Below are 22,692 nucleotides of genomic sequence, written 5' to 3'. Positions count from 1 at the left end.
ATAGCTATTCAGTAAACTTATATCCAACCCCTCTGACAGAGTGAAAATACCTGGAATTCCGGCTGTCTTCTTCAAAATATTTACGGAAGTTGAGAATAAAGTTATCAATTGTACGGGTTGTAGGGTAAACATTATACCCCCATACCACCTGCAGGATCTTTTCGCGGGTTACCACCTCACCCTTATTTTCGATGAGCAGTTTCAGCAACATTGTCTCTTTCTTGCTCAGTTCATAGTGTTTTCCGTCTTTACCGATACACTCCTGTGCGGCAAAATCGATCTCATTGTTCCCAAAGTGGTATACTGTGGATACACTGTCCTTATCCTGTATGCGTTTGTTTTTGACGATGAGTTTTTCTACCCGCAGCAGCAGTTCTTCCAGGTTAAAAGGCTTGGTCATATAATCATCCCCGCCTTTCTTCAGGCCCAATACACGGTCTGCGCTGCTGTTCTTCGCACTGAGGAACAGGATCGGTACTTCGTTATTCTGGATACGGATGTTCTCACAAACGGCAATGCCGTCCATTTCCGGCAGCATGATATCCAGGATGATCAGGTCAAAATATTCGTTCTTTACCGCCTTTAAAGCGGCGGTGCCATTATCTACAGCTGTTACTTCATATCCCTCCAGCTCCAGGTTCAGTTTCAATGCCTCCTGGAGGTTTTCTTCGTCCTCTACCAGTAGTATGGATGCTTTAGTAGCTTCCTTCATAGTTAATAGTTGCTATCGCTAATTTACACTCTTTGAATGGAATATACGGGCCAGGTTATCTCAAAAATAGCGCCCGCAGGTACGTTATCTTTCACGACAATCGCCCCTCCATGCTGCTGTACGATCTTCCTGCTGAGGAACAATCCAAGCCCGGACCCCTTAGCTCTACGCGTATTTTCATTGCCTATACGATAAAACTTCAGAAAGATCCTTTCCCGCTCATCTACCGGAATACCCGGTCCTTCGTCCGTTACCTTCAGTTTTAACATGCTGCCACTGCTTTCCTCCAGCGTAATGTCGATCACCGTATGCTTGGGCGCGTATTTAACAGCGTTTTCAACCAGGTTGCTCAGCAGGATCTGCAACATGAACTTATCCCCATTGACCCACACATCTGGCAAAATATGTGCCTGTATCGTATGTGTCGAAATGCGTGACTGCATTTCCCTGATCCCTGTTTCCAGCAGGGCGGAGAAATCTATGTCCTCCCGGAATAGCTGGTACCGTTGCGCCTCCATCTGGGAAGCCAGGAGAATGTTATTACAAAGCTGGTCCAGCCGGTTGGTTTCCCGGATGGTGTTATCTAATAGTTTTAGCCGCTTTTCTTCATCCAGCTTGTGTTTCCGGAGTGTTTCGAGGTTCAGTTTTGCAGCTGCGATAGGCGATTTCAGTTCATGCGTGACTGCCATCATAAAATTCTGCTGCTGTTGGGATAAGCGCATTTGCTTCCAGATAGACCGGTATACGAAGAATCCTCCCAGTAATATAATAGCCAGAAAGATTAATCCTTCACTCAAATACATGACAAAACGTCTCAGTTCTGTGCTATGTATACGCTCAAGTTCCTGACGAAACTCCATAGGATGTGCAGCATTGTCAATCCGGAGTTCCAGGTTCCTGATCTCGAAACCGGTAATCTGTTCACTCTGGTTGAACAGGAGTACCCCCCACCATACCAGCGCGAGGATGGTATATGCCAGTACAAAAAGATATACGAAGTGGATACCACTTCTTCCTTCCATTTTACGGAATAGCTTTTTCATTTTCGCAACCCGGCTTTCTCAATCCGCAGGCCTACATTCATGATGTCCGGCAACGGATTTTGCCGCATGTTTTGTTCAAAAGTAAACTTGTATGTACCTGGCTTATTCAGGATGGCATTCTGCTGGATGGGGATCTTATGTTCATAAATGTCATCCAGCCCGCTACCAAGCCACTTACCGGTCATATCTGCCAACGGTAACTCTACCCGTTGCGTTACCGGTTTTTCTCCTGGAAACTGCGTATGTACCTGTAGCCATATATTACTGAAAGGGTAGGAGTCTTTATGCCTCACATTTACATAAATATTGTAAAGGTATGCCGTATCCTGAGGCTGCACGGTAACCTCGAAAACAGGCTTATAGGCATAGGACCATTCATGTCCCGGAATATCCAGGTTCTTTTCATAGGTGTCCATCTTCAGTGGCTGACAGGCCGCTGTTAACAGCATACCCGCGGCCACAATAATCCGGCAGAGTTTATTCATATTTTATCACAATACGTTTTATACCTGAGGAACGATATCGGTCATTCTGATTACAGTACGTTCAGCACCTGCTCTTTAGCCTTTTCCAGCTCATCTTTCATAAGTACGACCCATTGCTGGATATTGGCGTCATTCGCCTTGGAGCCGGTCGTATTGATCTCACGTCCCACTTCCTGCAGCACGAAGCCCAGTTTCTTTCCTTTTGCAGGATCTGCTTCTGCCAGGATCTCCTTGAAATAGCGGCAGTGGTTTTCCAGCCTGATAAGTTCTTCGGAAATATCGAGTTTTTCCAGGTAGAAGATCAGTTCCTGTTCCAGGCGGTTCTCGTCCACATTTTCTTTCCCCACATGTTCTGCCAGTAAGCCTTCCAGCCGCTGACGTACCCTGTCTTTACGCTGTGGGTCCAGTTCGCGCACCTTTATACAATAGGATTCTATATTTTCAATTCGCAGCAACAGGTCTGCAGCCAGCATCTGGCCTTCGTCCAGGCGGTGGGCATCCAGGTCTGCAACGGCTGTCTGTATCACCTTTTCCACTTCAAGCCACTCCTCTTCAGAGATTTGCTCTGTTGCCGGTGTTACTACCTCAGGCAGCTTCATCAGCACATTCAGCATGTCTTCCTGCGGCAAATTCAGTTCTGTAGCCAGGGAGGTAATAGAGCTATGGTAATATTTAGCCAGATCCGTATTAATGACCACCGGACGGGTAGCCCCATTTTGCCTTATATTTACTGTCGCATCCAGGGTACCGCGCAGGAGGGTCTGCTGCAGCTTGTTGCGGATATCAAACTCATAAGGCTTTAACAGCGGGGAAATCTTCAGGTTTACCTCAAATTGCTTACCATTGAGCGATTTTACTTCAACCACTATCGTGGTCTCGCCCTTGGTAGTTTCCGCCCTTCCAAAGCCGGTCATTGATTTCAGCATAATAGAGATTTGTAGGCAACAAACCTACCTAAATTAGCCCAAAGCGCAAAGAATAGGTGCAAGCAAACCACAGCAGGACGACTTATAAGCTGCCAGGAGCCACGTCAGGGCACCTCCGCAGCAGCTACCTAAATAGCATATCATACACCTCCCGTTGCCCCATTTCCCGCATCTGTCCTGGTTCCAGGCCATCTACCGTGATACTGCCTATCCGGTAACGGATAAGTCTCAACGTAGGAAATCCCACTGCCGCGGTCATCTTCCTGACCTGCCGGTTTTTACCCTCGCTAAGTACTAATCTGATCCACGGAGCAGGGATAAGCTTACGGAAACGGATAGGGGGATTGCGCTCCGGTACCACAGGATCTGTCTCAAATAATGCTGCCTGGCAACGCCGGGTTTGATATTGCTTACCATCTACGGCGATCTTTACCCCCTGTTTCAGCTGCTGCACGGCTTCTTGTGTTACCGCCCCGTCTACCTGGACCCAGTATTCCCTTTCGTGAGCGAATTTAGGATCGAGTAGCCTGTGTGTCAGCGACTTATCATTTGTAAGAATGAGCAGTCCTTCACTGTCGTAGTCAAGCCTGCCTACCGGGTAAACATCTGAAGGAACTGTAAAGTAATCTGCCAGGCTCTCCTTGCCTTCCTCTTTCCCAAAACGGGTCAGCACCTGGAAAGGTTTATATATAATATAATATTTAAGTGACATGCGCTAAGTAGTAAGGGAACGTACGCTTATTTTGGCTGTAAATTAGTAATTTTGCACACTGAAACTATGTGTACGCCTTTCCATAATGCCTCGTGTATGAATTGCCAGGACCGCTTTGGATCAATTTTGTTCAAAGCGGAGAAGTGCAATCTGGAAGAAATTGACTCTGCCAAGGTATGTACCACATACAAAAAAGGCCAGGTTGTATTCCAGGAGGGCGCTTATCCCTTCGGCATCTATTGTGTAAACACCGGCAAGATCAAACTGTCTCATTGTGGCGATGACGGCCGCGAACAGATCGTTCGGCTGTGTAAGCCCGGCGACATTATAGGCTATAAGGCACTCCTCAGCGCAGAACGCTACACTGCATCTGCCATTGCTCTGGACGATTCCTCCGTCTGTTTTATTCCAAAGGACCTTTTCATGAGCATATTGCAGAAAGATGCCAGCCTTTCCCTGGAAATGATGCGCATCCTGGCAAGCGAGCTCAGAAAAGCGGAAATGAAAATCACCCACCTGGCCCAGAAGCCGGTGCGCGAACGCCTGGCAGAAACCCTGCTTTTCATTAAAGAGACCTATGGTGTGGAACAGGACGGTTTTACCCTCAATGTCCGCCTCTCCCGTGAGGAAATCGCCAACCTGGTAGGCACTGCTACAGAATCAGCCATACGCCTGCTCTCTGAGTTCAAAAAAGACGGACTCATCGAATTACAGGGTAAAAAGATCCGCCTGCTGCACCTGGAAGAACTGACCCGTACAGCAAACCTGCAGGATTAATATCACCCGTCTCAGGTCCAACTCAACTCCATTTTAACCTCCCCTAAGTCACCTTTTCTTCGTCGCTTCTTCGTCGCTTCTTCGCCGCTTGTTCGTCGCTTCGTTATTTAGAATTTCCCGCCATATTTAAGCCACCCCCTATCATATAAACTCCAAATTTTATACAAAACAGCCATTATTATCAATAATTAACAAAACAGGTATTTTATATAGTCCCGGCAAAGGTACTACCATAGTGCATTCTCGGAGATAACCCATATATAACCCATATATAAGCCATATATGACCCATATATAACCCATATTTAAGAGATATGGGTTATATATGGCTTATATATGGCTTTATGAAGGGTTATATATGAGTTGCGCTACAGAACCCTACGAATTTCCACCCATACTCCAGGGGTACTTCCCGAATGCTCCGCTCCGCCGCTGACAACGATCAGCCTCACTTTTGATACCCATCATTGTCTTTCCTCTGCCTTGCCGGTAGTTTTGCCAAAATCCATTATCATGGCTACGATCTCTGTCGCTCCCGATACCAAACTGCAATGTGCCCACTGTGGGGAAGACTGCCCTGACAGGAAAATAAGTCTTGGAGAAAGGCACTTTTGTTGTGAAGGATGTAAACTGGTATATGAGATCCTGAATGAAAATGGCCTCTGCGACTATTACACGCTTAACAATAATCCCGGTCAGGCACAGCGGATACCCGTAAGGAAAGATAAATTCGCCTTTCTGGACGATAAAAAGATACAGCAGCAACTGATTCAGTTCCAGGATGATACACAAACACACATCACTTTCTATATTCCACATATCCACTGCAGCTCCTGCCTGTGGTTACTCGAAAACCTGCACCGTCTTGATGCCGGCGTACAAAGAGTGACCGTCAATTTTGCAAAGAAAGAAGCGCAGATCATATTCCGGCAGCAGGAAACTTCCCTTAGGCATATTGCCGAAACACTGACCAGTATAGGATATGAACCCTATATCAGCCTCCAGGACCTCCGGCAACAAAAACCCCGTATCCAAAGAGGATTGATCTACAGGCTGGGGGTGGCCGGATTTTGTTTCGGCAATATCATGCTGCTTAGTTTCCCGGAATACTTTTCCCACTACGGATATGCGGATGTAAAAATGAATCATATCTTCCGCTGGCTCAACCTCACACTATCCCTTCCTGTCTTCTTTTACAGCGCACAGGTCTTCTTCCGCTCTGCCTGGGGTGGACTCAAAAGTGGTTTTCTGAACATCGACCTGCCCATTGTACTGGCTATCATTGTCACCTTCATCCGCAGCCTGACAGACGTTTTTACCGACAGCGGCGGGGGGTATTTTGACTCCATGACAGGTATCGTATTCTTTATGCTGGTGGGCCGCATTCTGCAGGACAAAACCTATCAGGGGCTCTCTTTTGACCGGGATTATACCGCCTATTTTCCTATCGCCATCACCGTACTGAAAGATAATCAGCAGGTGCCCACCGCACTGCCGGATATCAAAACCAACGACACTTTACTGATCCATCACCAGGAACTGATCCCTGCAGATGGTATCCTCGTAAAAGGGAACGCCATCATAGACTATAGCTTTGTAACAGGAGAAGCCGTTCCTGTGCAAAAAAGCGCCGGAGAGATCGTATATGCAGGCGGCAAACAGCTGGAAGGAAATATAGAGATCCTGACTATCAAGGAAGTAGCGCAAAGTTACCTCACCAGCCTTTGGAACAGGGAGGAACTTAAGACTCCCCGGGAAAAGCCCCCTTCTTTCATTCATTTACTGAGTCGCTTCTTTACCTGGGGAGTCCTTGCAATAGCCATTATTACCGCTACTTACTGGTGGGCGCATGATCCGTCCCGTATATGGCCGGCTGTAACAGCTGTACTGATCGTTGCCTGTCCCTGTGCATTGCTGCTGGCGGCTTCTTTCACCAATGGACACATCCTACGCATATTAAGCAGGCGTCATTTATATCTCCGGAATGCAGATGCTATAGAAAGACTGGCTGACATAGATCATATTGTATTTGACAAAACGGGTACACTAACCGGTAAAGCCACCGCCAGCGTATCTTATCAGGGCCTGCCGCTCACCAAGGAAAAATTATGGGCTATCGGATCACTGGCAGCACAATCCACACATCCACTCAGTAAAATGATCACATCTTTCTGTGGTAAGGATGAAAGTCTGCCTGTCAGAAACTTCAGATCAGTACCTGCGAATGGTATCAGCGGCTGGGTACAATATAATTTCATACAACTGGGTAATGCCGCATTTACGGGTACTACCAGCAAAATAGATACTGACGGAAGCACTGTGTATGTAACTATTGACGGACAACAGACCGGCTGCTTTATCGTTCGCCATCACTACAGGGAAGGCATTCCGGCATTGCTGCAACACCTGCAGAAAAAGTATCCGTTATCATTGTTATCCGGTGATAATGATGCGGAAGCCACTTATTTGCAGGAAATGATGGGATCTGCAGCCAGCCTGCATTTCGCGCAGCAGCCGGCTGACAAATTGGGTTATGTTCTATCCTTGCAGAAACAAGGTCACCGTGTACTCATGATCGGAGATGGTCTGAATGATGCAGGCGCTTTAAAGCAAAGTGATGTAGGTATATCACTCACGGAAAACAGTAACAACTTCACACCCGCCAGTGACGGTATTCTCGAAGCTGATCAACTGATACACCTGCCTCGTTTTATCAGGACCTGCAGGAATAATAAGCGTATCATCATCATCACTTTCATCATCTCTCTTCTGTATAATTTCATTGGTTTATTCTTTGCCACACAGGGTATCCTGTCTCCGTTAACAGCCGCCATACTCATGCCTGCCAGCTCTATCAGCATTGTGCTACTTACTTATGGCCTGAGCGAATGGATGGACAGATCATGATTTGAATCATTATTCTTATTGAGCAGCATCATGGTATCCGCATGTACGACAATCTAGCTTTGCTCATGGAATTTAAAACCAAATACTATGAGCGTGATCATCATACTTCTCGGAGCCAGCCTGTTGGTGGCCATCTTCTTCCTCGCTGCCTTTATATGGTCAGTCAGAAGCGGACAATTTGAAGATGATTTCTCCCCTGCACACCGCGTGTTGTTCGAAACAAAACCAACTGAAACAGGCTGCAAATCGGGGAATGCATGCAGCAACACGAATTGTAAGTCACGCATCTGCAATCATAATTGATTCTCCTTTCTATACTATCAACTCATCTCTTATCATTCGTAATTGAACAAACATGTCTCTCGAAAAGTTTTCGTACGATAACCGTACCGTGAAATGGTTTGCATACGCCTGTATCGGCTGGGGGCTGATCGGTATGTTAGCCGGGTTGTGGGCCGCACTGGCACTGGTGCTGCCCGACCTTAACCTGGGTTACGCACCTACAACATTTGGCCGTTTAAGGCCTGTACACACCAATGCTGTCATTTTCGCCTTCGTGGGCAATGGCATCTTCATGGGTGTGTATTATTCATTACAACGCCTGTGCAAAACACGCATGTTCAGCGATGTATTGAGTAAGATCCATTTCTGGGGATGGCAGGCCATCATTGCCGGAGGTGCTGTCACCTTACTGGCTGGCTGCACTACAGGAAAGGAATACGCAGAGCTGGAATGGCCTTTTGATATCGCCATTACACTGATCTGGGTGGTGTTCGGAGCGAATATGCTGGGCACTATTCTTCGCCGCAGAGAAGCTCACCTGTATGTGGCTATCTGGTTCTATATCGGCACGTGGGTGGCTATTGCCATGCTGCATATCGTGAACTCATTTGAGATGCCGGTATCGTTCCTGAAAAGTTATTCCTGGTATGCGGGTGTGCAGGATGCCCTGGTACAATGGTGGTATGGACATAATGCAGTGGCCTTTTTCCTGACCACCCCTTACCTGGGATTGATGTACTACTTCGTACCTAAGGCGGCCAACAGACCTGTATATTCCTATCGCTGGTCCATCATTCACTTCTGGGCGCTGATCTTTATTTATATCTGGGCCGGACCACATCACCTCTTATATACGGCCTTACCTGAATGGGCGCAATCCCTTGGTACCGTATTCTCTATTATGCTGATTGCACCTTCCTGGGGCGGTATGCTGAATGGCTTGCTCACCCTGCGTGGCGCATGGGACCGTGTAAGAGAAGATGCCATCCTGAAATTCTTTGTGGTAGCGCTGACCTGCTATGGCATGGCTACATTCGAAGGCCCCATGCTTTCCCTGAAGAATGTGAATGCTATCAGTCACTATACCGATTGGACAATCGCTCACGTACACGTTGGTGCACTGGGTTGGAACGGATTCCTCACATTCGGTATCCTGTACTGGTTATTACCTCGTCTTTTCACCACTGAACTATATTCCCGTAAATGGGCGAATACGCACTTCTGGCTGGGTACACTGGGTATCATCTTCTATGTGATCCCATTATACTGGGCCGCTTTCACACAGAGCATGATGTGGAAACAGTTTACACCGGAAGGACAATTAAAATTCCAATTCCTCGAAACAGTGAATACGATCGTTCCGATGTATGCGCTGCGTGGAGTAGGCGGTGTGCTGTACATCAGTGGAGTGGTACTGATGATCGTCAACCTGGCTAAAACAGTGCGCCGTGGCTCATTTGTAGCAAATGAACCTGCTGAAGCAGCTCCATTGCCAAAGGTGATACATACACACGGTAAAGCCCACTGGCACAACTGGATCGAACGCAGACCAATACAGCTGGCCGTTTTCAGTCTGGTAGTAGTAGCAATAGGAGGTATTCTCGAAATGGTTCCTACCTTCCTTGTAAGAAGCAATATTCCTACTATCACCAGCGTAAAACCATACACACCGCTTGAATTACACGGCCGCGATGTGTATATCCGCGAAGGTTGTTATACCTGTCACTCACAGATGATCCGTCCTTTCCGCGATGAAGTAGCGCGTTACGGTGAATACTCCAAAGCCGGCGAATTTATTTACGACCATCCTTTCCAATGGGGTTCAAAGAGGACCGGGCCTGATCTGGCCAGGATAGGAGGGAAGTATCCTCACTCATGGCACTACAATCACATGCTGGACCCTACATCTATGTCACCGGGTTCCATTATGCCACAATATCCCTGGTTATTTGATGATAAAGTAGATAAGGCAAAAACACCTGCTATGATCAACGCCATGCGCAAACTGGGTGTTCCATATCCCGCAGGATATGAAGCACAGGCCAATGCAGATATGAGCAAACAGGCGGAAGGAATAGCTGCTACATTAAAGAAGGACAAGCTGGAAGTAGCGCCAGATAAAGAGATCGTTGCGCTTATTGCTTACCTCCAACGTCTGGGCGCTGATATCAAAAATCCTGTGGTTGCAGAGAAAAAATAATCTGATAAATAATAAATCTTAGGAGATATGAAATTCATCAATTACCTGCAATCTATTACAGGTGTAAGTATATACCCACTGGCCTCTCTGTGCATATTCACCATATTCTTTGTGGTGGCGGCATTCTGGGCATTCAAGGCTGATAAAGGCATGATAGACCATATACGGAACATCCCGCTGGATGACCGCTGATCACGGCATGCTTATTTTATCATTTCCTAATCGCAACATTATGAACAAGAAATCAATCACTATAACAGGCTCATTCCTTTTTATCCTATGCCTGCTGAATAGCCTGCCGGCAGCAGCACAGTACAAGCCCACCCCGCCATCAGAGCTGGGCCATCCTGTGGTTATTGTACTGCTGACGGTTATTGTCGGTCTGCTGATCACCATTGGTATACTGGGCAGTGCGGTACTCAACGCCATGGAGATCTACAGGGAAAGAGTAAAGAGTGAAAAAAGTAAAGCGATCGTTTCCATAGCTATCCTGGTGCTAGGTATACTTTCTTCTAACAACCTGCTGGCACAGGATGCAGCAGAAGCTGCCAAACCTGCTGTCACCAATATCATCAGCGGATTATCTGATACTTCTTTTTACCTGTTGGTCACTGTTATTTCACTGGAGATCCTGATCATTATCTCCCTCCTGTATGCACTACGTGTACTGTTAGGTATAGAAAGGAGAAAGAAGGTAGCGGCTCCCGGCAAACCTGTGGTACACTGGTTTGAAAAGCTCAACAAAACCAAAACACTGGATGCTGCTTCAGAAATGGAAGAGGACATGGGACATGACTATGACGGCATCCGTGAGCTGAACAACCCAACACCGCCCTGGTGGAGATGGGGTTTCTACTGCAGTATTGTGTTTGCTGTTGTTTATGTCTGGCGCTTCCAGATAGCACATTCCGCACCATCGCAGCTTGAAGAACTGGCCATTGCAGAAGCGTCAGCAGCAGAGGCCAAAGAAGAATACCTTAAAAATGCAGCTAACAATATTGATGAAAACAATGTAACACTGCTGACTGGTGGCGACGATATTGCCGCCGGACAGAAGCTCTTCTCCAGCAACTGTGCGCCATGTCATGGACCTCAGGGTCAGGGTGTTGTGGGGCCTAATCTCACAGATGATTACTGGTTGCATGGAGGACAGGTGAAAGCTGTGTTCACCACTATCAAATATGGCGTACCGGAGAAGGGGATGAAGTCATGGAAAGACGATTTCTCTCCCAAGCAACTGGCGCAGCTGACCAGTTTTATCAAGAGTATACATGGCTCAAATCCGCCTAATCCGAAAGAGTCGCAGGGCACATTAGAAAAAGAATAGACCAGATTTAAGTAAAACATATTTGTGATGGAAGAATCGTTCAGAGACAGCCTGGCGACGGTTGACAAACAAGGGAAACGTAGCTGGATATATAGCCAGAAGCCGAAAGGTAAACTCTATAACGCGAGGAGTGTGCTAAGCTTCCTTTATTTCCTTGCGTTTTTTGCCGGCCCATTCATTCAATTGAATGGCCGGCCCTTGTTTTTATTCAATGTCGTGGAAGGCAGGTTTATATTGTTTGGCGCTATATTCTGGCCACAGGACTTCTTTATATTCGGCTTAGCCATGGTGGCTTTCATCCTCTTCATAGTAGTATTCACCATGGCATTCGGCCGCTTGTTCTGTGGATGGGCATGCCCCCAGACTATCTTCATGGAAATGCTCTTCCGCAAAATAGAATACTGGATAGAAGGCGACGCATCTGCCCAGAAGCTTTTAAACAAAGCTCCCTGGAACACGGATAAGATTGTTAGAAAGACCAGCAAACATGTTGTCTTCTATATGTTGTCCTTCCTGATTGCCAATACATTCCTGGCATATATCATCGGCATCAACAGTTTACTTGAAATAATAACAGGTCCTGTTACGGAACACACCACCGGCCTTGCCACCATGATCGTTTTTGCCGGCGTGTTCTATGGTGTGTTTGCCTTCTTCAGGGAACAGGTATGTACCGTTGTATGTCCTTATGGCCGCCTTCAGGGTGTGTTGCTGGACAGGGATTCAGTGGTGGTAGCATACGATTATACAAGAGGAGAACCCCGCGGCCATTTCAAAAAGCAAGTAGACAACAACCTGGGCGATTGTATTGATTGCTATCAATGTGTAAAGGTATGTCCAACCGGTATAGACATCCGTAATGGCACACAGCTGGAATGTGTAAACTGTACTGCCTGTATTGATGCCTGCAACTTCATGATGGAAAAAACAGGACGCCCGCTTCATCTCATCCGCTATGCATCAGAGAACGGTATCGCCAACAAACAACCTTTACGCTTTACCACGAGGCTTAAATTGTACAGTTCCGTGCTGGTGATACTGCTTACAGCCATCACCTGGATGCTGGTAAGCCGGAAACCTGTGAGCGGGACTATCATCCGGACAGCAGGAATGCTGTACCAGGAAAGGGGAGTAGATAGCATCTCTAATCTTTACAGGATCAAACTGGTCAACAAAACAGCCAGCGATATTCCTCTCAGGCTCCGGCTGGAAGATGCGCCGGGAAAAATAGAACTGCTTGGCCATCAGCAGATACTGGTAAAAGGGGAACAACAGGGCGAGGGGATCTTCTTCGTGATATTACCCCGCACGGCTATTAAAAAACGTAAAACTGCTTTACATATCACACTGTATGCAGGCGATAAAAAGGCTGGCAGCATCAGCACCACCTTTCTGGGACCTGCGCAGTAATTGTATATCCTTCATCAAAACATTCAACTCATGAACTGGGGTCATAAAATCATTATCGTATTCGTTCTTTTTGCAGTGGGTATACTCACACTGGTAACTAAAAGTATGCGTACCCGCATAGACATGGTTACGCCCAATTATTATGCAGAAGAGCTGAAATATCAGCAGGTGATTGACGGCAGGAGAGAAGCACTTTCTCTTTCTGCTCCTGTCAGCATCAACCAGTCAGATAAGTCTGTAGGCATTCTTTTCCCCGCTGAAATGCAGGGCATTCCCCTGAAGGGTAATGTGTTGTTCTACCGCGCATCAGATTCCCGCCAGGACGTTTCCCTGCCGCTACAGCCTGATGAGAACGGGCTGGTGCTGGTGAATAAGGAAAGATTTCAGAAAGGCAATTACCGGGTACAATTGCAATGGGAGGCCAGAGGGAAGTCTTATTATCAGGAAAGTTTTGTAACCGTTAACTGAACCAGATTATGTTCCTGACATTTCTGTATGCCTTATCGCTGGGCTTCATTGGTAGTTTTCACTGTATCGGTATGTGCGGGCCTATTGCGCTCACACTACCAGTGCAACATCTGGAGGGTGTGCGCAAGCAGGTGGGCATCCTGCTATATAATGCAGGAAGGGTTACTGCTTATGCCGGCTTAGGCCTTGCTTCCGGATGGCTGGGCAGGCAATTCTTCCTGGGAGGCCTGCAGCAATGGTTGTCTATTCTGCTGGGAAGTGGAATGTTGTTGCTAATTGTGTTGCAATATGGTTTCCGTCATACCCGCTACTCATTGAATACTGGTTTTTATACCCGTCATATCAAAACAATGTTGGGCAATCTGCTTCGCCGCCAGCAACAGCATACATTGTATGCTATCGGCTTTCTGAACGGTTTATTGCCCTGTGGCCTGGTATGGTTTGCCATCACCGGGGCTGTAGCTACCGGTAGTTCACTGCAGGGCGCTCTTTTCATGGCGGCCTTTGGTATGGGTACCCTTCCTGCGATGATCGCGCTTAGCTGGTGCAACGATCTTATCAGTATACGCCTCCGTAACCGTTTACGCCGCTGCATCCCATATGTTGTCACTATTATGGCCGTTCTGCTCATTATGCGCGGGCTTAATCTGAATATTCCATATGTCAGCCCATTCCTGACTACCCCCGGCGAAAAAGTATCTGTACACTGCTTTAAACCATCCTGAACATGCAACTTATCAGAAAATATAATACCGCTGCTCCCCGCTATACAAGTTATCCGACCGTCCCTTACTGGGATGAACAGCGTTTCGATATCAATACCTGGAAGCAGACTTTGCTGCAATCATTCCGCGCTACTAACCACACTGAAGGGATCAGTATTTATATACATTTGCCTTACTGTGAACAATTATGTACTTACTGTGGATGCAACAAACACATCACTGTTAATCATGGCGTAGAGGCCCCTTATATACAGTCCATTCTCAATGAATGGGAGCTTTATCTGCAGTTGTTTGAGGAACGTCCCCGCATCAGGGAGATACATCTGGGAGGAGGCACTCCCACTTTTTTCAGTCCACAGAACCTGCACAACTTACTTTCCCGTATATATCTGCATGCCGACCTGTTGCCTGATGCCACACTTAGTTTTGAAGGCCATCCGAACAACACCACGAAGGCGCATATGCTGACGCTTTATAACCTTGGCTTCCGCCGTATGAGCCTGGGTATCCAGGACTTTGATCCACGAGTACAGGACATCATTAACCGGATACAACCCTATGAAACGGTTGCAGAGGTTACCGCCACCGCAAGAGCGATCGGTTATACCTCTGTCAACTATGACCTGGTGTATGGTTTACCCCTTCAATCCATGGCAAGTGTAGGAGATACGATTAATAAAGTAATGCAGTTAAGGCCGGACAGGATTTCTTTTTACAGTTATGCACATGTTCCCTGGGTAAAGGGAGTAGGGCAACGGCGTTACTCTGAGACAGATCTTCCCAAAGATGAAGAGAAGAGAGCCCTCTATGAACTGGGTAAAACACTGTTCGCAGAAAATGGGTATACAGAGATCGGGATGGACCACTTTGCCCTGCCTCATGACAGCTTGTACCATGCCTGCAATCAGGGTTCATTACACAGGAACTTTATGGGATATACCGATCAGCATACTTCACTCATGATCGGTCTGGGGGCTTCCTCCATAGGAGACAGCTGGTATGCATATACACAAAATGAAAAACGGATCGCTATATGGCAACAGCTTGTGAACAGCGGACAGTTCCCTGTAGTACGTGGTCATATCCTGGATGAGGAAGATCTATTATTGCGTCGCCATATTCATGACCTTATGTGCAGTTTTAAGACCACCCTGAGCGAGACAGACAGCAGAAGTACTATCATTACAGAAAGCCTCCAAAGGCTTGAGGAGCTTGAGAAAGACGGGCTGGTACATATTACGGAAGATGGAGTATCTGTTAGCGGGAAGGGTAGGCCTTTTATCCGCAACATATGTATGGCTTTTGATGCCCGCTTATGGAGAAAGCTGCCACAATCTCAACTGTTCAGCACTGCCATCTGAGCTTTTTCGCAGCTTATTCACTTCATTCTTATCACTTTACATCCGTTTAAATTCAGTTACTGAAAGACGGTGTGTTTTTCCAGAAAATGGAATTTATAAACCGCTGGTATGCCAGGTTATAACAAGCGGTTGCTTGTTCTTATCTGAAGAGATAAAAAAGAGATAGCTGAATCAGTGGAAACACTTGCAGGGAAAGGATTTCACGGGGCATTAAAAAAGTCTGACCGTGTTTACAATCAGACTTTCTTGTTATGTGAATGGGTTAGTAAGTACAGGGAACAAAAATTCCCTACACAATATTAAAAAGAATTTCATCACAAAAGAAAAAAAATGCAAACTTTTTTATTCACACACTAAAAAAAATGTGGATAACAACAGTCACAACGAAGCGTTAAAACTTCATTTCTCTTCTTCATGAAACCAAAACGGGTGAACAATCATATCGTATTCTCTACTACCTTTGCTTCTCTAAACAACAGAAAACATGAAGTTTAATGAACCGATCGCGGTAACGGAAATAGCAGCATTCATAGGCGCAGCGCTGGAAGGCGACGATACGTTGATGGCCACCGGCATCAATGAGATCCATAAGGTTGAACCAGGTGATATCTCTTTTGTGGACTTCGCGAAGTACTATGATGCCTGCCTGAAATCAGCAGCTACGATTATCATCATTAATAAAAAAGTAGCTTGCCCTCCAGGTAAAGTGTTACTCGTGCTAGACGATCCGTTCAGTGCTTATGTGAAACTGGTAAAACGCTTCCGTCCTTTTGAACCAGCCACCAACCCCATCAGCGATTCTGCTGTAATAGGCGAGGGGACTATCATACAGCCAAATGTATTCATTGGTAACCATGTTACTATCGGTACCAATTGTATCATTCATCCCAACGTAACTATTTACGACAATTCCATTATCGGCAACAACGTAATCATCCATGCAGGTACTGTTATCGGTGCGGATGCCTTCTACTTCAAAAAACGGGCTGACAGAGAGGTGATGTATGATAAAATGGAAAGCTGCGGAAGGGTGATCATTGAAGATGACGTTGAAATAGGCGCCGGCTGTACCATTGACAAAGGCGTAAGTGGAGATACCATCATAGGCCGTGGCACGAAATTCGATAACATGATCCATATAGGACATGGCACCGTTATCGGCCGTAACTGTCTCTTTGCCGGTCAGGTAGGTGTGGGCGGTAAGGCTCATATAGAAGACAATGTGATCCTTTGGGGACAGGTAGGTGTTTCCAAAGACCTTACTATCGGGAAGGGTGCTGTTGTACTGGCGCAAAGTGGTGTACCTTCTTCCCTGGAAGGAGGTAAGGTATACTTTGGTTCTCCTGTAGAAGATGCTAAAGTTAAAATGAAGGAAATAAACTGGATCAAACGTATTCCTGAGATCTGGCAAAAACTGTATGGCAATTGATATATTATTTCAAAGGCTTCATGTGTTACATGGAGCCTTTTTGTTTAAGCGCTTCTCTATGTTCCGTAGTCTTCTTACCCTGATATTTCTGATTGGCGGCTATACCAATGTATCTGCCCAGGAGGAACTTTATACGTCCGCACAGGAATGGCCTGTTAAGATCAGTGACGGATGGTTCACCGCCAGAACGATCTCCTTTGGTCAGTACGCTACCTCCTCCCGGAAAAATGGGATAGCTGATGCGGCGGCCGTCAGCTTTATCAAAGATCCCCTGAACCCATTCAATATCCGGGTAAGCGGCAGGGATGAGAACATCCTGATACAAGTTATACAGGCTACGCATGTTGCTTTTTCCGAGCATTCTCTGCCCTCATTTCTGGACAATATGCCAGCAACTGCAGTGTTCTCCTACATACTGATCAACGGGACGAAAAATGAGCCTCTAAAACGGTGGGAGATCATCCTGAAAGATGTGAACTACCTGGAACTTAATGAGAACAAACCGGCAGGCATCCTGCAATCAGCAGATAATGAGGTACGTATTACAGCCCATAACCGGTTCGGGACTAAAAACTCTTATGAGAATATTTGTTATGAATTTCACATCCGCCGGCAGGTAGTGGCGGCTGTCGTTACCGGTGCACGTCCTCGTGTATGGATGAGCGCGGAGATGGAGGGAAAGTCCCTCCAACCGGTATTAGTTGCTGCTATAGGTGCGCTCCTTGTCAGATAAGATCTATGACTGCCGGCGCTTCTGCTCCAGGAAGACCTGGCACATATCAGCGATTGATGTTTGTAATGGTGTGAACGAGAATCCCGGCAATGCCTTCAGGATCTTCTCATTGCTATAGTAGACCTTCATTTGTGCAGTCCGGGCCGTTTCTTTTGTCAGCAGTGCCTTTTTACCGGATAGCTTGCTTTTTAAGGCCTCCACTCTCCATACTATTTCCGCCATCCAGGGTTTTACTGCTTTATGAGGCGGCTTTTTCCCCAGCTGCTGTGCCATTTCCTTAAACAGGTCATAGTACTTCCAGTTATCAGTTGTCAGCACGAAACGTTCCCCTTCTATATCGCTTTCCATCAGCCTGAACATGACTTCCGCCACATCGCGTACATCAGTAAAGCCGTTGACTCCTTCTGTATAATACGGAAACTCTTTCCAGGCGTTTTTTATCAGCATACCGGAACCGTCATCCCAATAACCTGCGCCCAGTATAATACCCGGGTTAACAATGGCAACATCCAGTCCTTCTGCCATTCCTCTCCAGACTTCCATCTCTCCCAGGTGTTTACTCACGCTATACCTGGAATTGTTACTGCCTTCCCGCCATTCACTGGATTCATCAAGTATGCCATCTACTCTTGCCCTGCCCAGTGCTGCGGTGGAACTAACATGTACCAGCTTTCTGACGCCAGCGTCGATACACAGGTTCACCACATTGGCAGTCCCTTCCACATTCACTTTCATCATCCGTTCCTGCTCACCGGGACGGAAAGACACCACTCCTGCACAGTGATAGACTTTATCTACCCCTTGCATAGCATCTTCCAGGGCGCAGACATCCAGTACATCGCCCTGTATCCATTCTATTTTGTGCCGAATATCTTCTACCTGCGGAGGAATTGCTGCACGGTACAATGCCCGTACCGGCTGTCCGACATTCACCAGTTTACGTAATAAATGACTGCCTAAAAAACCTGTGCCACCCGTAACTAAATTCATGAAATAAGTCCCGTTTGCGTCAAAGATAATTATAAAATCCCTTCCCGCTTTTCTTCCCTAATGCGCCTTCCTCCACCTTTGCTATCTGCAGAGGGCTGGGAGCAAAGCGGGGAGCCCCGTTGTAAGCCTCATAAAGAGAGCGTGTCACGGCCAGGTTCACATCGTTGCCAATCAGGTCCATCAGGGCAAAAGGCCCCATACGGAATCCTGCGCTTTCCAGCAGGCGGTCTATACTTTTGTATGTTGCGGCGCCTTCTGCGGCTATCTGCATGGCTTCAAGGTAGTAGTGCCGGGCCACCCTGTTCACGATAAATCCGGGGGTATCCTGCACCATTACAGGCGTCTTTCCCAGACGTTGTGACAGCGTGTATAAGACTTCCGCAACATCCGCCGCAGTATCTTTCCCCCTGACAATCTCCACCAGCTTCATTACCGGCGCAGGGTTGAAGAAATGCATGCCAGCCACCCGCTCCGGATGATCTATTCCAGCCGCAATACCGCTTACCGGCAGGGAAGATGTATTGCTTGCAAGTATGGTAGTGGGTGTATTGATGGCGGCCAGCTGATTAAATAATGTGGTTTTTATTTCGAGCTTTTCAACGATTGCTTCTATAACCAATTCAGCCCGGCAGTCTTCCACCTGAGCGGTAAAAGTTATCCGTTCAAGGATGGCGTCTTTCTCTGCTGCGCTCATCTTACCTTTCTTTACGCCATTCTCCAGCTGCAGCGAGATCTGTTGCTGCGCTTTTTCAAGCATTGCTGCCTGTACATCAAACAATATAGTACGGAAACCGCTTGCTGCTGCTACTTGTGCAATACCGGCGCCCATTGTGCCGGCGCCACATACAGCAATCGTTTTAATCTGGTCAGCTGTGATCATACGGGGAATTTATCGGGGTAAAAAGACAAAGGAGAAAACGGCGGATTTACAAACGCACGTTTTCTCCTTTGCAACAATATCGTTTCAGTCGTCAAAGCGCTCCTTCAAACTGCTCCAGGAACCGGGTATCGTTCTCGGAGAACAGTCTAAGGTCTTTGATCTGGTAATTCAGCATGGTAATACGTTCTATACCCATCCCGAAAGCGAAACCGGTATATTTCTCAGGATCGATACCACAATTCTCCAGCACTTTAGGATGCACCATACCACAACCCAGGATCTCTACCCAACCGGTATGTTTACATACATTACATCCTGAACCGCCACAGATCTGGCAGGATATATCCATCTCAGCGCTTGGCTCAGTGAAAGGGAAGTAGGAAGGACGGAAACGGATACGGGTATTTTCGTCGAACAGCTCCTTCACAAAGTGGTACAATGTCTGTTTCAGATCAGCAAATGATACATTCTCATCAATGTACAGCCCCTCCACCTGGTGGAAGAAACAGTGCGCTCTGGCGGAGATGGTTTCATTACGATACACACGGCCCGGACAGATAATACGGATAGGCAGCTTACCTGCTTCCATCGCCCTTACCTGTACGGATGAGGTGTGGGTACGCAGCAGCCAGTCCGGATTTTTGCTGATGTAGAAGGTATCCTGCATATCACGTGCAGGGTGATTTTCCGGCAGGTTCAATGCTGTAAAGTTGTGCCAGTCGTCTTCTATTTCCGGTCCCTCCGCTATGGCAAAACCCAGACGTTCAAATATGCTGATGATCTTATTTCTGACAACGCTTATAGGATGGCGGGTACCCAGCCGGTGTGGTTCTGCCGGCAGTGTCAGGTCTGCATCGGTGCTTGTTGCAGCGACGCCGTCTTTCAGGTGCTCAAACTGAGCATACCTTTCTTCCGCCAGCTGTTTAAAGCCGTTCAGTACCTGTCCAAACTCTTTTTTACGCTCATTTGGCACCTGTTTCATTTCGCCAAACATAGCTTTCACGATTCCTTTTGTTCCGAGGAATTTAATGCGGTATTGTTCAAGATCCGCAGCCGTGGCGGGCTCGAATGCTGTTATTTCCTGTTTGTAGGCAGCTATTTGCTGTTCTATCTGGTCCATAGGGACAAAGATAATTAAAAGATCAGTTTATACCCTACCCCCCTTATATTCACGATCTGTACCCGCGGATCATCCTTCAGATACCTTCTTAACTTGGTGATAAACACGTCCATACTGCGGGCATTGAAGAAGCTGTCATCCCCCCACAGGTCAAGCAATACCGTCTTTCTTTCCATTACCTGGTTCAGGTTTTCCGACAGCCGCCGCAGTATTTCTGCTTCCCGGTGGGAGAGGAACTCTGTGTTATTGTTCCGGGTAAGGGTCTGTTTCGTATAATTGAACATATACTGGCCTATCTGTATCACATCGGCGCCAGCGCTGGAGGTAGCTTCCGGCGCCTCCTTAAATCGGTGCAGCAGGGCCTTTATACGCACTATCAGCTCATCCATGCTGAAGGGTTTTTTCAGGTAGTCGTTTCCACCCAGTTCAAATCCTTTTACAACATCTGTGGTCTGGGATTTTGCCGTCAGGAAGATGATAGGCGTGGTATTATCCTGCCGCCTGATCTCTGTCGTAACCGTAAAACCGTCCATATTAGGCATCATAATATCCAGCACGACTACATCCGGTTTATGCTCCTGGTATAAACGAAGCCCCTCTTTGCCGTCGGCGGCATAGAGCATTTCAAAGCCTCTCATTTCCAGGCTGTCTTTCACGATCTGTCCCAGCTGCCATTCATCTTCTATCAGTAATACTTTTGACATAGTTGCAGTTGTTAAACTGGTATTTGTATGATAAATTCACTTCCTTTTTCCGGTTCACTATGTACTTTGATCGTCCCTCCGTGTAGCGCCACGATCTTTTTTACATAACTGAGCCCCAGTCCGAATCCCTTTACATTATGCAGGTTGCCGGTAGGTACCCTGAAAAAAGTATCAAAGATGTTTTCCTGGTATACTTTCGGTATCCCGATCCCATTATCCTTTACACGGATAACCAGTTTTCCGCCTTCCAGCATGCTTTTGATGTATACGGACGGATGATCTCCGGAATACTTGATGGCATTGTCTACGAGGTTGCTGATCGCATTGGAAAGGTGGGTTTTATCCACGTCCACCGACTGTTCTCCCAACAGATTATCGTAGCGGAACTGTACAGGGCGGCCGGCTTTCAGCTGATGATTTGTAATGATGCTATCCATCACCTCACCAATATCGGTATCCTCCCTAAACAATTCGATCTCTTCTCTTTCTTCTGCAGCAATATGCAGCACTTTTTCCACCAGGTCAGACAGTCTTTGCAGCTCCTGCTTGGAAATGTCGAGATAGGTCTGCGTTTTCCGCTGATCATTCAGGGCATTGAAGTTCTGCATGGCTTCCACCGCCGCATATACAGTAGCAATAGGCGTTTTCAGCTCATGCGTCATGTTATTGATAAAGTCGTTCTTGACTTCAGAAAGCCGCTTCTGTTTCAGGATAGTACGAAGCATATACATGAAACAGATCGTGGTCAGTACCAGCAACAACAATGAACCCGCCAGTGTCCACATCATTTTGGCCAGGATGTATTGCAACGGCGACTCAAACTTAGCCTGTACAAAGAGATTACTGGCCGGGTTAAAAGGTATTTTGGACGTTTTTAATGGCGGTCGCTTTCTCAGACTGTCCCTGAAACTCTCACGGTTGTACCCGTTGAAACTGATATGAAAAGTATCCAGCTCATATGGGGTCAGGATCTGACGGGAATGTAATTCGGCAGTAAACACAGAGTCCAGTTTGACCAGTTTCACACTATCGCTGGTCAGGTTATTCAACAGAATGAGATCAGAGATCTGCCTGGCCAATGTGTCTGCATACTCGTTGTTGGAGCGAAGTTCCCTTTTGCGTTTAACCGTATCTGTTAACATCTCTTCACGCATCTCAGGCCCGTCATGCCCTCTGGGCATATCACCCGGTGGAAACATATTGCGGGATATTCTGAAGGAATCCCGGTCTCTTCCATAGTTGCGGAAGTAGCGGCGTACATCAGCAAACTGCTTGTTAAAAACAGCCGTCCGTAAAGACTCATTGATGTCTTTATTAAACTGATCGAGTTGTATATGGTAGGAGTTGTACAGCCAGTATCCCTGGAAGAAATAGATGCCAAGTATACATACACACATTAGTATCAGAATGTTGCGGATCCGCTGACGCATAAATTGCCGATTTTTCGCTGTTAAGTACGCTCCCGCTAACGGGGTATGGTACAAAGCTATTGGTTCCTTACG

The 22,692-nt window shown here is 46.9% G+C and carries 22 protein-coding genes; 12 read left to right on the top strand and 10 right to left on the bottom strand.

The window, feature by feature from the left end; translation table 11 throughout:
* Window positions 1–4 precede the first annotated feature (4 nt).
* From F3I09_RS06140 to F3I09_RS06120, 5 genes are all read right to left on the bottom strand, one after another.
* Entirely contained in the window at window positions 5–712 is a 708-nt protein-coding gene (locus F3I09_RS06140) for a response regulator transcription factor (RefSeq protein ID WP_089829386.1), read from the bottom strand.
* Window positions 713–735: 23 nt separating this feature from the next.
* Entirely contained in the window at window positions 736–1,755 is a 1,020-nt protein-coding gene (locus F3I09_RS06135) for a sensor histidine kinase KdpD (RefSeq protein WP_149694165.1), read from the bottom strand.
* The gene (locus tag F3I09_RS06130; protein ID WP_149694164.1) at window positions 1,752–2,240 is read right to left on the bottom strand and encodes a gliding motility lipoprotein GldH; all 489 of its coding nucleotides are present in this window, start codon (window positions 2,238–2,240) and stop codon (window positions 1,752–1,754) included. The genes F3I09_RS06135 and F3I09_RS06130 overlap by 4 nt, the downstream gene beginning before the upstream one ends.
* A gap of 50 nt (window positions 2,241–2,290) precedes the next feature.
* On the bottom strand, window positions 2,291–3,166 hold the full coding sequence (locus F3I09_RS06125; protein ID WP_149694163.1) for a YicC/YloC family endoribonuclease: 876 nt from the start codon (window positions 3,164–3,166) through the stop codon (window positions 2,291–2,293).
* A 124-nt stretch (window positions 3,167–3,290) separates the two neighbouring features.
* Entirely contained in the window at window positions 3,291–3,878 is a 588-nt protein-coding gene (locus F3I09_RS06120; RefSeq protein ID WP_149694162.1) for a pseudouridine synthase, read from the bottom strand.
* A 96-nt stretch (window positions 3,879–3,974) separates the two neighbouring features.
* Here F3I09_RS06120 and F3I09_RS06115 point away from each other — a divergent pair, with 96 nt between their 5' ends.
* The 12 genes from F3I09_RS06115 to F3I09_RS06060 all read left to right on the top strand — a co-directional run bounded on the left by F3I09_RS06115 (window position 3,975) and on the right by F3I09_RS06060 (window position 17,496).
* On the top strand, window positions 3,975–4,655 hold the full coding sequence (locus F3I09_RS06115; protein WP_223233148.1) for a Crp/Fnr family transcriptional regulator: 681 nt from the start codon (window positions 3,975–3,977) through the stop codon (window positions 4,653–4,655).
* A 512-nt stretch (window positions 4,656–5,167) separates the two neighbouring features.
* A complete protein-coding gene (locus F3I09_RS06110) occupies window positions 5,168–7,561 on the top strand; it encodes a heavy metal translocating P-type ATPase metal-binding domain-containing protein (RefSeq protein WP_149694161.1) in 2,394 nt (797 codons plus the stop codon).
* Window positions 7,562–7,648: 87 nt separating this feature from the next.
* Entirely contained in the window at window positions 7,649–7,864 is a 216-nt protein-coding gene (ccoS, locus tag F3I09_RS06105; protein ID WP_149694160.1) for a cbb3-type cytochrome oxidase assembly protein CcoS, read from the top strand.
* A gap of 52 nt (window positions 7,865–7,916) precedes the next feature.
* Window positions 7,917–10,043 (top strand): cytochrome-c oxidase, cbb3-type subunit I, encoded by a 2,127-nt coding sequence (gene ccoN / locus F3I09_RS06100; RefSeq protein ID WP_149694159.1) that lies wholly within the window; start codon window positions 7,917–7,919, stop codon window positions 10,041–10,043.
* Window positions 10,044–10,070: 27 nt separating this feature from the next.
* Complete coding sequence (locus tag F3I09_RS06095) at window positions 10,071–10,235, top strand: CcoQ/FixQ family Cbb3-type cytochrome c oxidase assembly chaperone (protein WP_089829404.1); 165 nt, start codon at window positions 10,071–10,073, stop codon at window positions 10,233–10,235.
* Window positions 10,236–10,275: 40 nt separating this feature from the next.
* Complete coding sequence (locus F3I09_RS06090) at window positions 10,276–11,370, top strand: cbb3-type cytochrome c oxidase N-terminal domain-containing protein (protein ID WP_188133706.1); 1,095 nt, start codon at window positions 10,276–10,278, stop codon at window positions 11,368–11,370.
* A 27-nt stretch (window positions 11,371–11,397) separates the two neighbouring features.
* Window positions 11,398–12,780, top strand: a complete 1,383-nt coding sequence (gene ccoG / locus F3I09_RS06085; protein WP_149694157.1) for a cytochrome c oxidase accessory protein CcoG — start codon at window positions 11,398–11,400, stop codon at window positions 12,778–12,780.
* A gap of 30 nt (window positions 12,781–12,810) precedes the next feature.
* Complete coding sequence (locus F3I09_RS06080; protein WP_149694156.1) at window positions 12,811–13,248, top strand: FixH family protein; 438 nt, start codon at window positions 12,811–12,813, stop codon at window positions 13,246–13,248.
* A gap of 8 nt (window positions 13,249–13,256) precedes the next feature.
* Window positions 13,257–13,973: a sulfite exporter TauE/SafE family protein gene (locus F3I09_RS06075; RefSeq protein WP_149694155.1), complete on the top strand. Its 717-nt coding sequence runs from the start codon at window positions 13,257–13,259 to the stop codon at window positions 13,971–13,973.
* A gap of 2 nt (window positions 13,974–13,975) precedes the next feature.
* Complete coding sequence (gene hemN / locus F3I09_RS06070) at window positions 13,976–15,334, top strand: oxygen-independent coproporphyrinogen III oxidase (protein ID WP_149694154.1); 1,359 nt, start codon at window positions 13,976–13,978, stop codon at window positions 15,332–15,334.
* A gap of 484 nt (window positions 15,335–15,818) precedes the next feature.
* Window positions 15,819–16,763 carry a UDP-3-O-(3-hydroxymyristoyl)glucosamine N-acyltransferase gene (locus tag F3I09_RS06065; protein ID WP_149694153.1) on the top strand — a complete coding sequence of 315 codons (945 nt, stop codon included), beginning with the start codon at window positions 15,819–15,821 and terminating at the stop codon, window positions 16,761–16,763.
* A 58-nt stretch (window positions 16,764–16,821) separates the two neighbouring features.
* Window positions 16,822–17,496, top strand: coding sequence for a hypothetical protein (locus tag F3I09_RS06060; protein WP_149694152.1), 675 nt, complete (start codon window positions 16,822–16,824; stop codon window positions 17,494–17,496).
* Between the two features lie 3 nt (window positions 17,497–17,499).
* Here F3I09_RS06060 and F3I09_RS06055 read toward each other — a convergent pair whose 3' ends face one another.
* The 5 genes from F3I09_RS06055 to F3I09_RS06035 form a co-directional block, all read right to left on the bottom strand.
* Window positions 17,500–18,486 carry an NAD-dependent epimerase/dehydratase family protein gene (locus F3I09_RS06055; protein WP_149694151.1) on the bottom strand — a complete coding sequence of 329 codons (987 nt, stop codon included), beginning with the start codon at window positions 18,484–18,486 and terminating at the stop codon, window positions 17,500–17,502.
* Window positions 18,487–18,505: 19 nt separating this feature from the next.
* A complete protein-coding gene (locus F3I09_RS06050; RefSeq protein WP_149694150.1) occupies window positions 18,506–19,366 on the bottom strand; it encodes a 3-hydroxyacyl-CoA dehydrogenase NAD-binding domain-containing protein in 861 nt (286 codons plus the stop codon).
* Between the two features lie 91 nt (window positions 19,367–19,457).
* Window positions 19,458–20,486, bottom strand: a complete 1,029-nt coding sequence (gene pheS / locus F3I09_RS06045; protein WP_149694149.1) for a phenylalanine--tRNA ligase subunit alpha — start codon at window positions 20,484–20,486, stop codon at window positions 19,458–19,460.
* Between the two features lie 14 nt (window positions 20,487–20,500).
* Window positions 20,501–21,190, bottom strand: coding sequence for a response regulator transcription factor (locus tag F3I09_RS06040; protein ID WP_149694148.1), 690 nt, complete (start codon window positions 21,188–21,190; stop codon window positions 20,501–20,503).
* An 11-nt stretch (window positions 21,191–21,201) separates the two neighbouring features.
* Window positions 21,202–22,620, bottom strand: a complete 1,419-nt coding sequence (locus F3I09_RS06035) for a sensor histidine kinase KdpD (protein WP_149694147.1) — start codon at window positions 22,618–22,620, stop codon at window positions 21,202–21,204.
* Window positions 22,621–22,692: the final 72 nt, after the last annotated feature.

The organism is Chitinophaga sp. CF418, assembly GCF_900142925.1.
In the GTDB taxonomy this organism is placed as follows: domain Bacteria; phylum Bacteroidota; class Bacteroidia; order Chitinophagales; family Chitinophagaceae; genus Chitinophaga.
Note: the sequence above shows the minus strand (reverse complement) of the source record. Positions and strands in the feature narration are given on the sequence as shown.

Bases quoted from the DNA above. Each gene is read 5' to 3' on its own strand.
- F3I09_RS06065 (WP_149694153.1), top strand. From the start codon at position 15,819: ATGAAGTTTAATGAACCGATCGCGGTAACGGAAATAGCAGCATTCATA.
- F3I09_RS06040 (WP_149694148.1), bottom strand. From the start codon at position 21,190: ATGTCAAAAGTATTACTGATAGAAGATGAATGGCAGCTGGGACAGATC.
- F3I09_RS06055 (WP_149694151.1), bottom strand. From the start codon at position 18,486: ATGAATTTAGTTACGGGTGGCACAGGTTTTTTAGGCAGTCATTTATTA.
- F3I09_RS06135 (WP_149694165.1), bottom strand. From the start codon at position 1,755: ATGAAAAAGCTATTCCGTAAAATGGAAGGAAGAAGTGGTATCCACTTC.
- ccoS (WP_149694160.1), top strand. From the start codon at position 7,649: ATGAGCGTGATCATCATACTTCTCGGAGCCAGCCTGTTGGTGGCCATC.
- ccoG (WP_149694157.1), top strand. From the start codon at position 11,398: ATGGAAGAATCGTTCAGAGACAGCCTGGCGACGGTTGACAAACAAGGG.
- F3I09_RS06095 (WP_089829404.1), top strand. From the start codon at position 10,071: ATGAAATTCATCAATTACCTGCAATCTATTACAGGTGTAAGTATATAC.
- F3I09_RS06125 (WP_149694163.1), bottom strand. From the start codon at position 3,166: ATGCTGAAATCAATGACCGGCTTTGGAAGGGCGGAAACTACCAAGGGC.
- F3I09_RS06060 (WP_149694152.1), top strand. From the start codon at position 16,822: ATGTTCCGTAGTCTTCTTACCCTGATATTTCTGATTGGCGGCTATACC.
- F3I09_RS06115 (WP_223233148.1), top strand. From the start codon at position 3,975: ATGAATTGCCAGGACCGCTTTGGATCAATTTTGTTCAAAGCGGAGAAG.
- ccoN (WP_149694159.1), top strand. From the start codon at position 7,917: ATGTCTCTCGAAAAGTTTTCGTACGATAACCGTACCGTGAAATGGTTT.
- F3I09_RS06080 (WP_149694156.1), top strand. From the start codon at position 12,811: ATGAACTGGGGTCATAAAATCATTATCGTATTCGTTCTTTTTGCAGTG.
- pheS (WP_149694149.1), bottom strand. From the start codon at position 20,486: ATGGACCAGATAGAACAGCAAATAGCTGCCTACAAACAGGAAATAACA.
- F3I09_RS06110 (WP_149694161.1), top strand. From the start codon at position 5,168: ATGGCTACGATCTCTGTCGCTCCCGATACCAAACTGCAATGTGCCCAC.
- F3I09_RS06090 (WP_188133706.1), top strand. From the start codon at position 10,276: ATGAACAAGAAATCAATCACTATAACAGGCTCATTCCTTTTTATCCTA.
- F3I09_RS06035 (WP_149694147.1), bottom strand. From the start codon at position 22,620: ATGCGTCAGCGGATCCGCAACATTCTGATACTAATGTGTGTATGTATA.
- F3I09_RS06050 (WP_149694150.1), bottom strand. From the start codon at position 19,366: ATGATCACAGCTGACCAGATTAAAACGATTGCTGTATGTGGCGCCGGC.
- hemN (WP_149694154.1), top strand. From the start codon at position 13,976: ATGCAACTTATCAGAAAATATAATACCGCTGCTCCCCGCTATACAAGT.
- F3I09_RS06075 (WP_149694155.1), top strand. From the start codon at position 13,257: ATGTTCCTGACATTTCTGTATGCCTTATCGCTGGGCTTCATTGGTAGT.
- F3I09_RS06140 (WP_089829386.1), bottom strand. From the start codon at position 712: ATGAAGGAAGCTACTAAAGCATCCATACTACTGGTAGAGGACGAAGAA.
- F3I09_RS06120 (WP_149694162.1), bottom strand. From the start codon at position 3,878: ATGTCACTTAAATATTATATTATATATAAACCTTTCCAGGTGCTGACC.
- F3I09_RS06130 (WP_149694164.1), bottom strand. From the start codon at position 2,240: ATGAATAAACTCTGCCGGATTATTGTGGCCGCGGGTATGCTGTTAACA.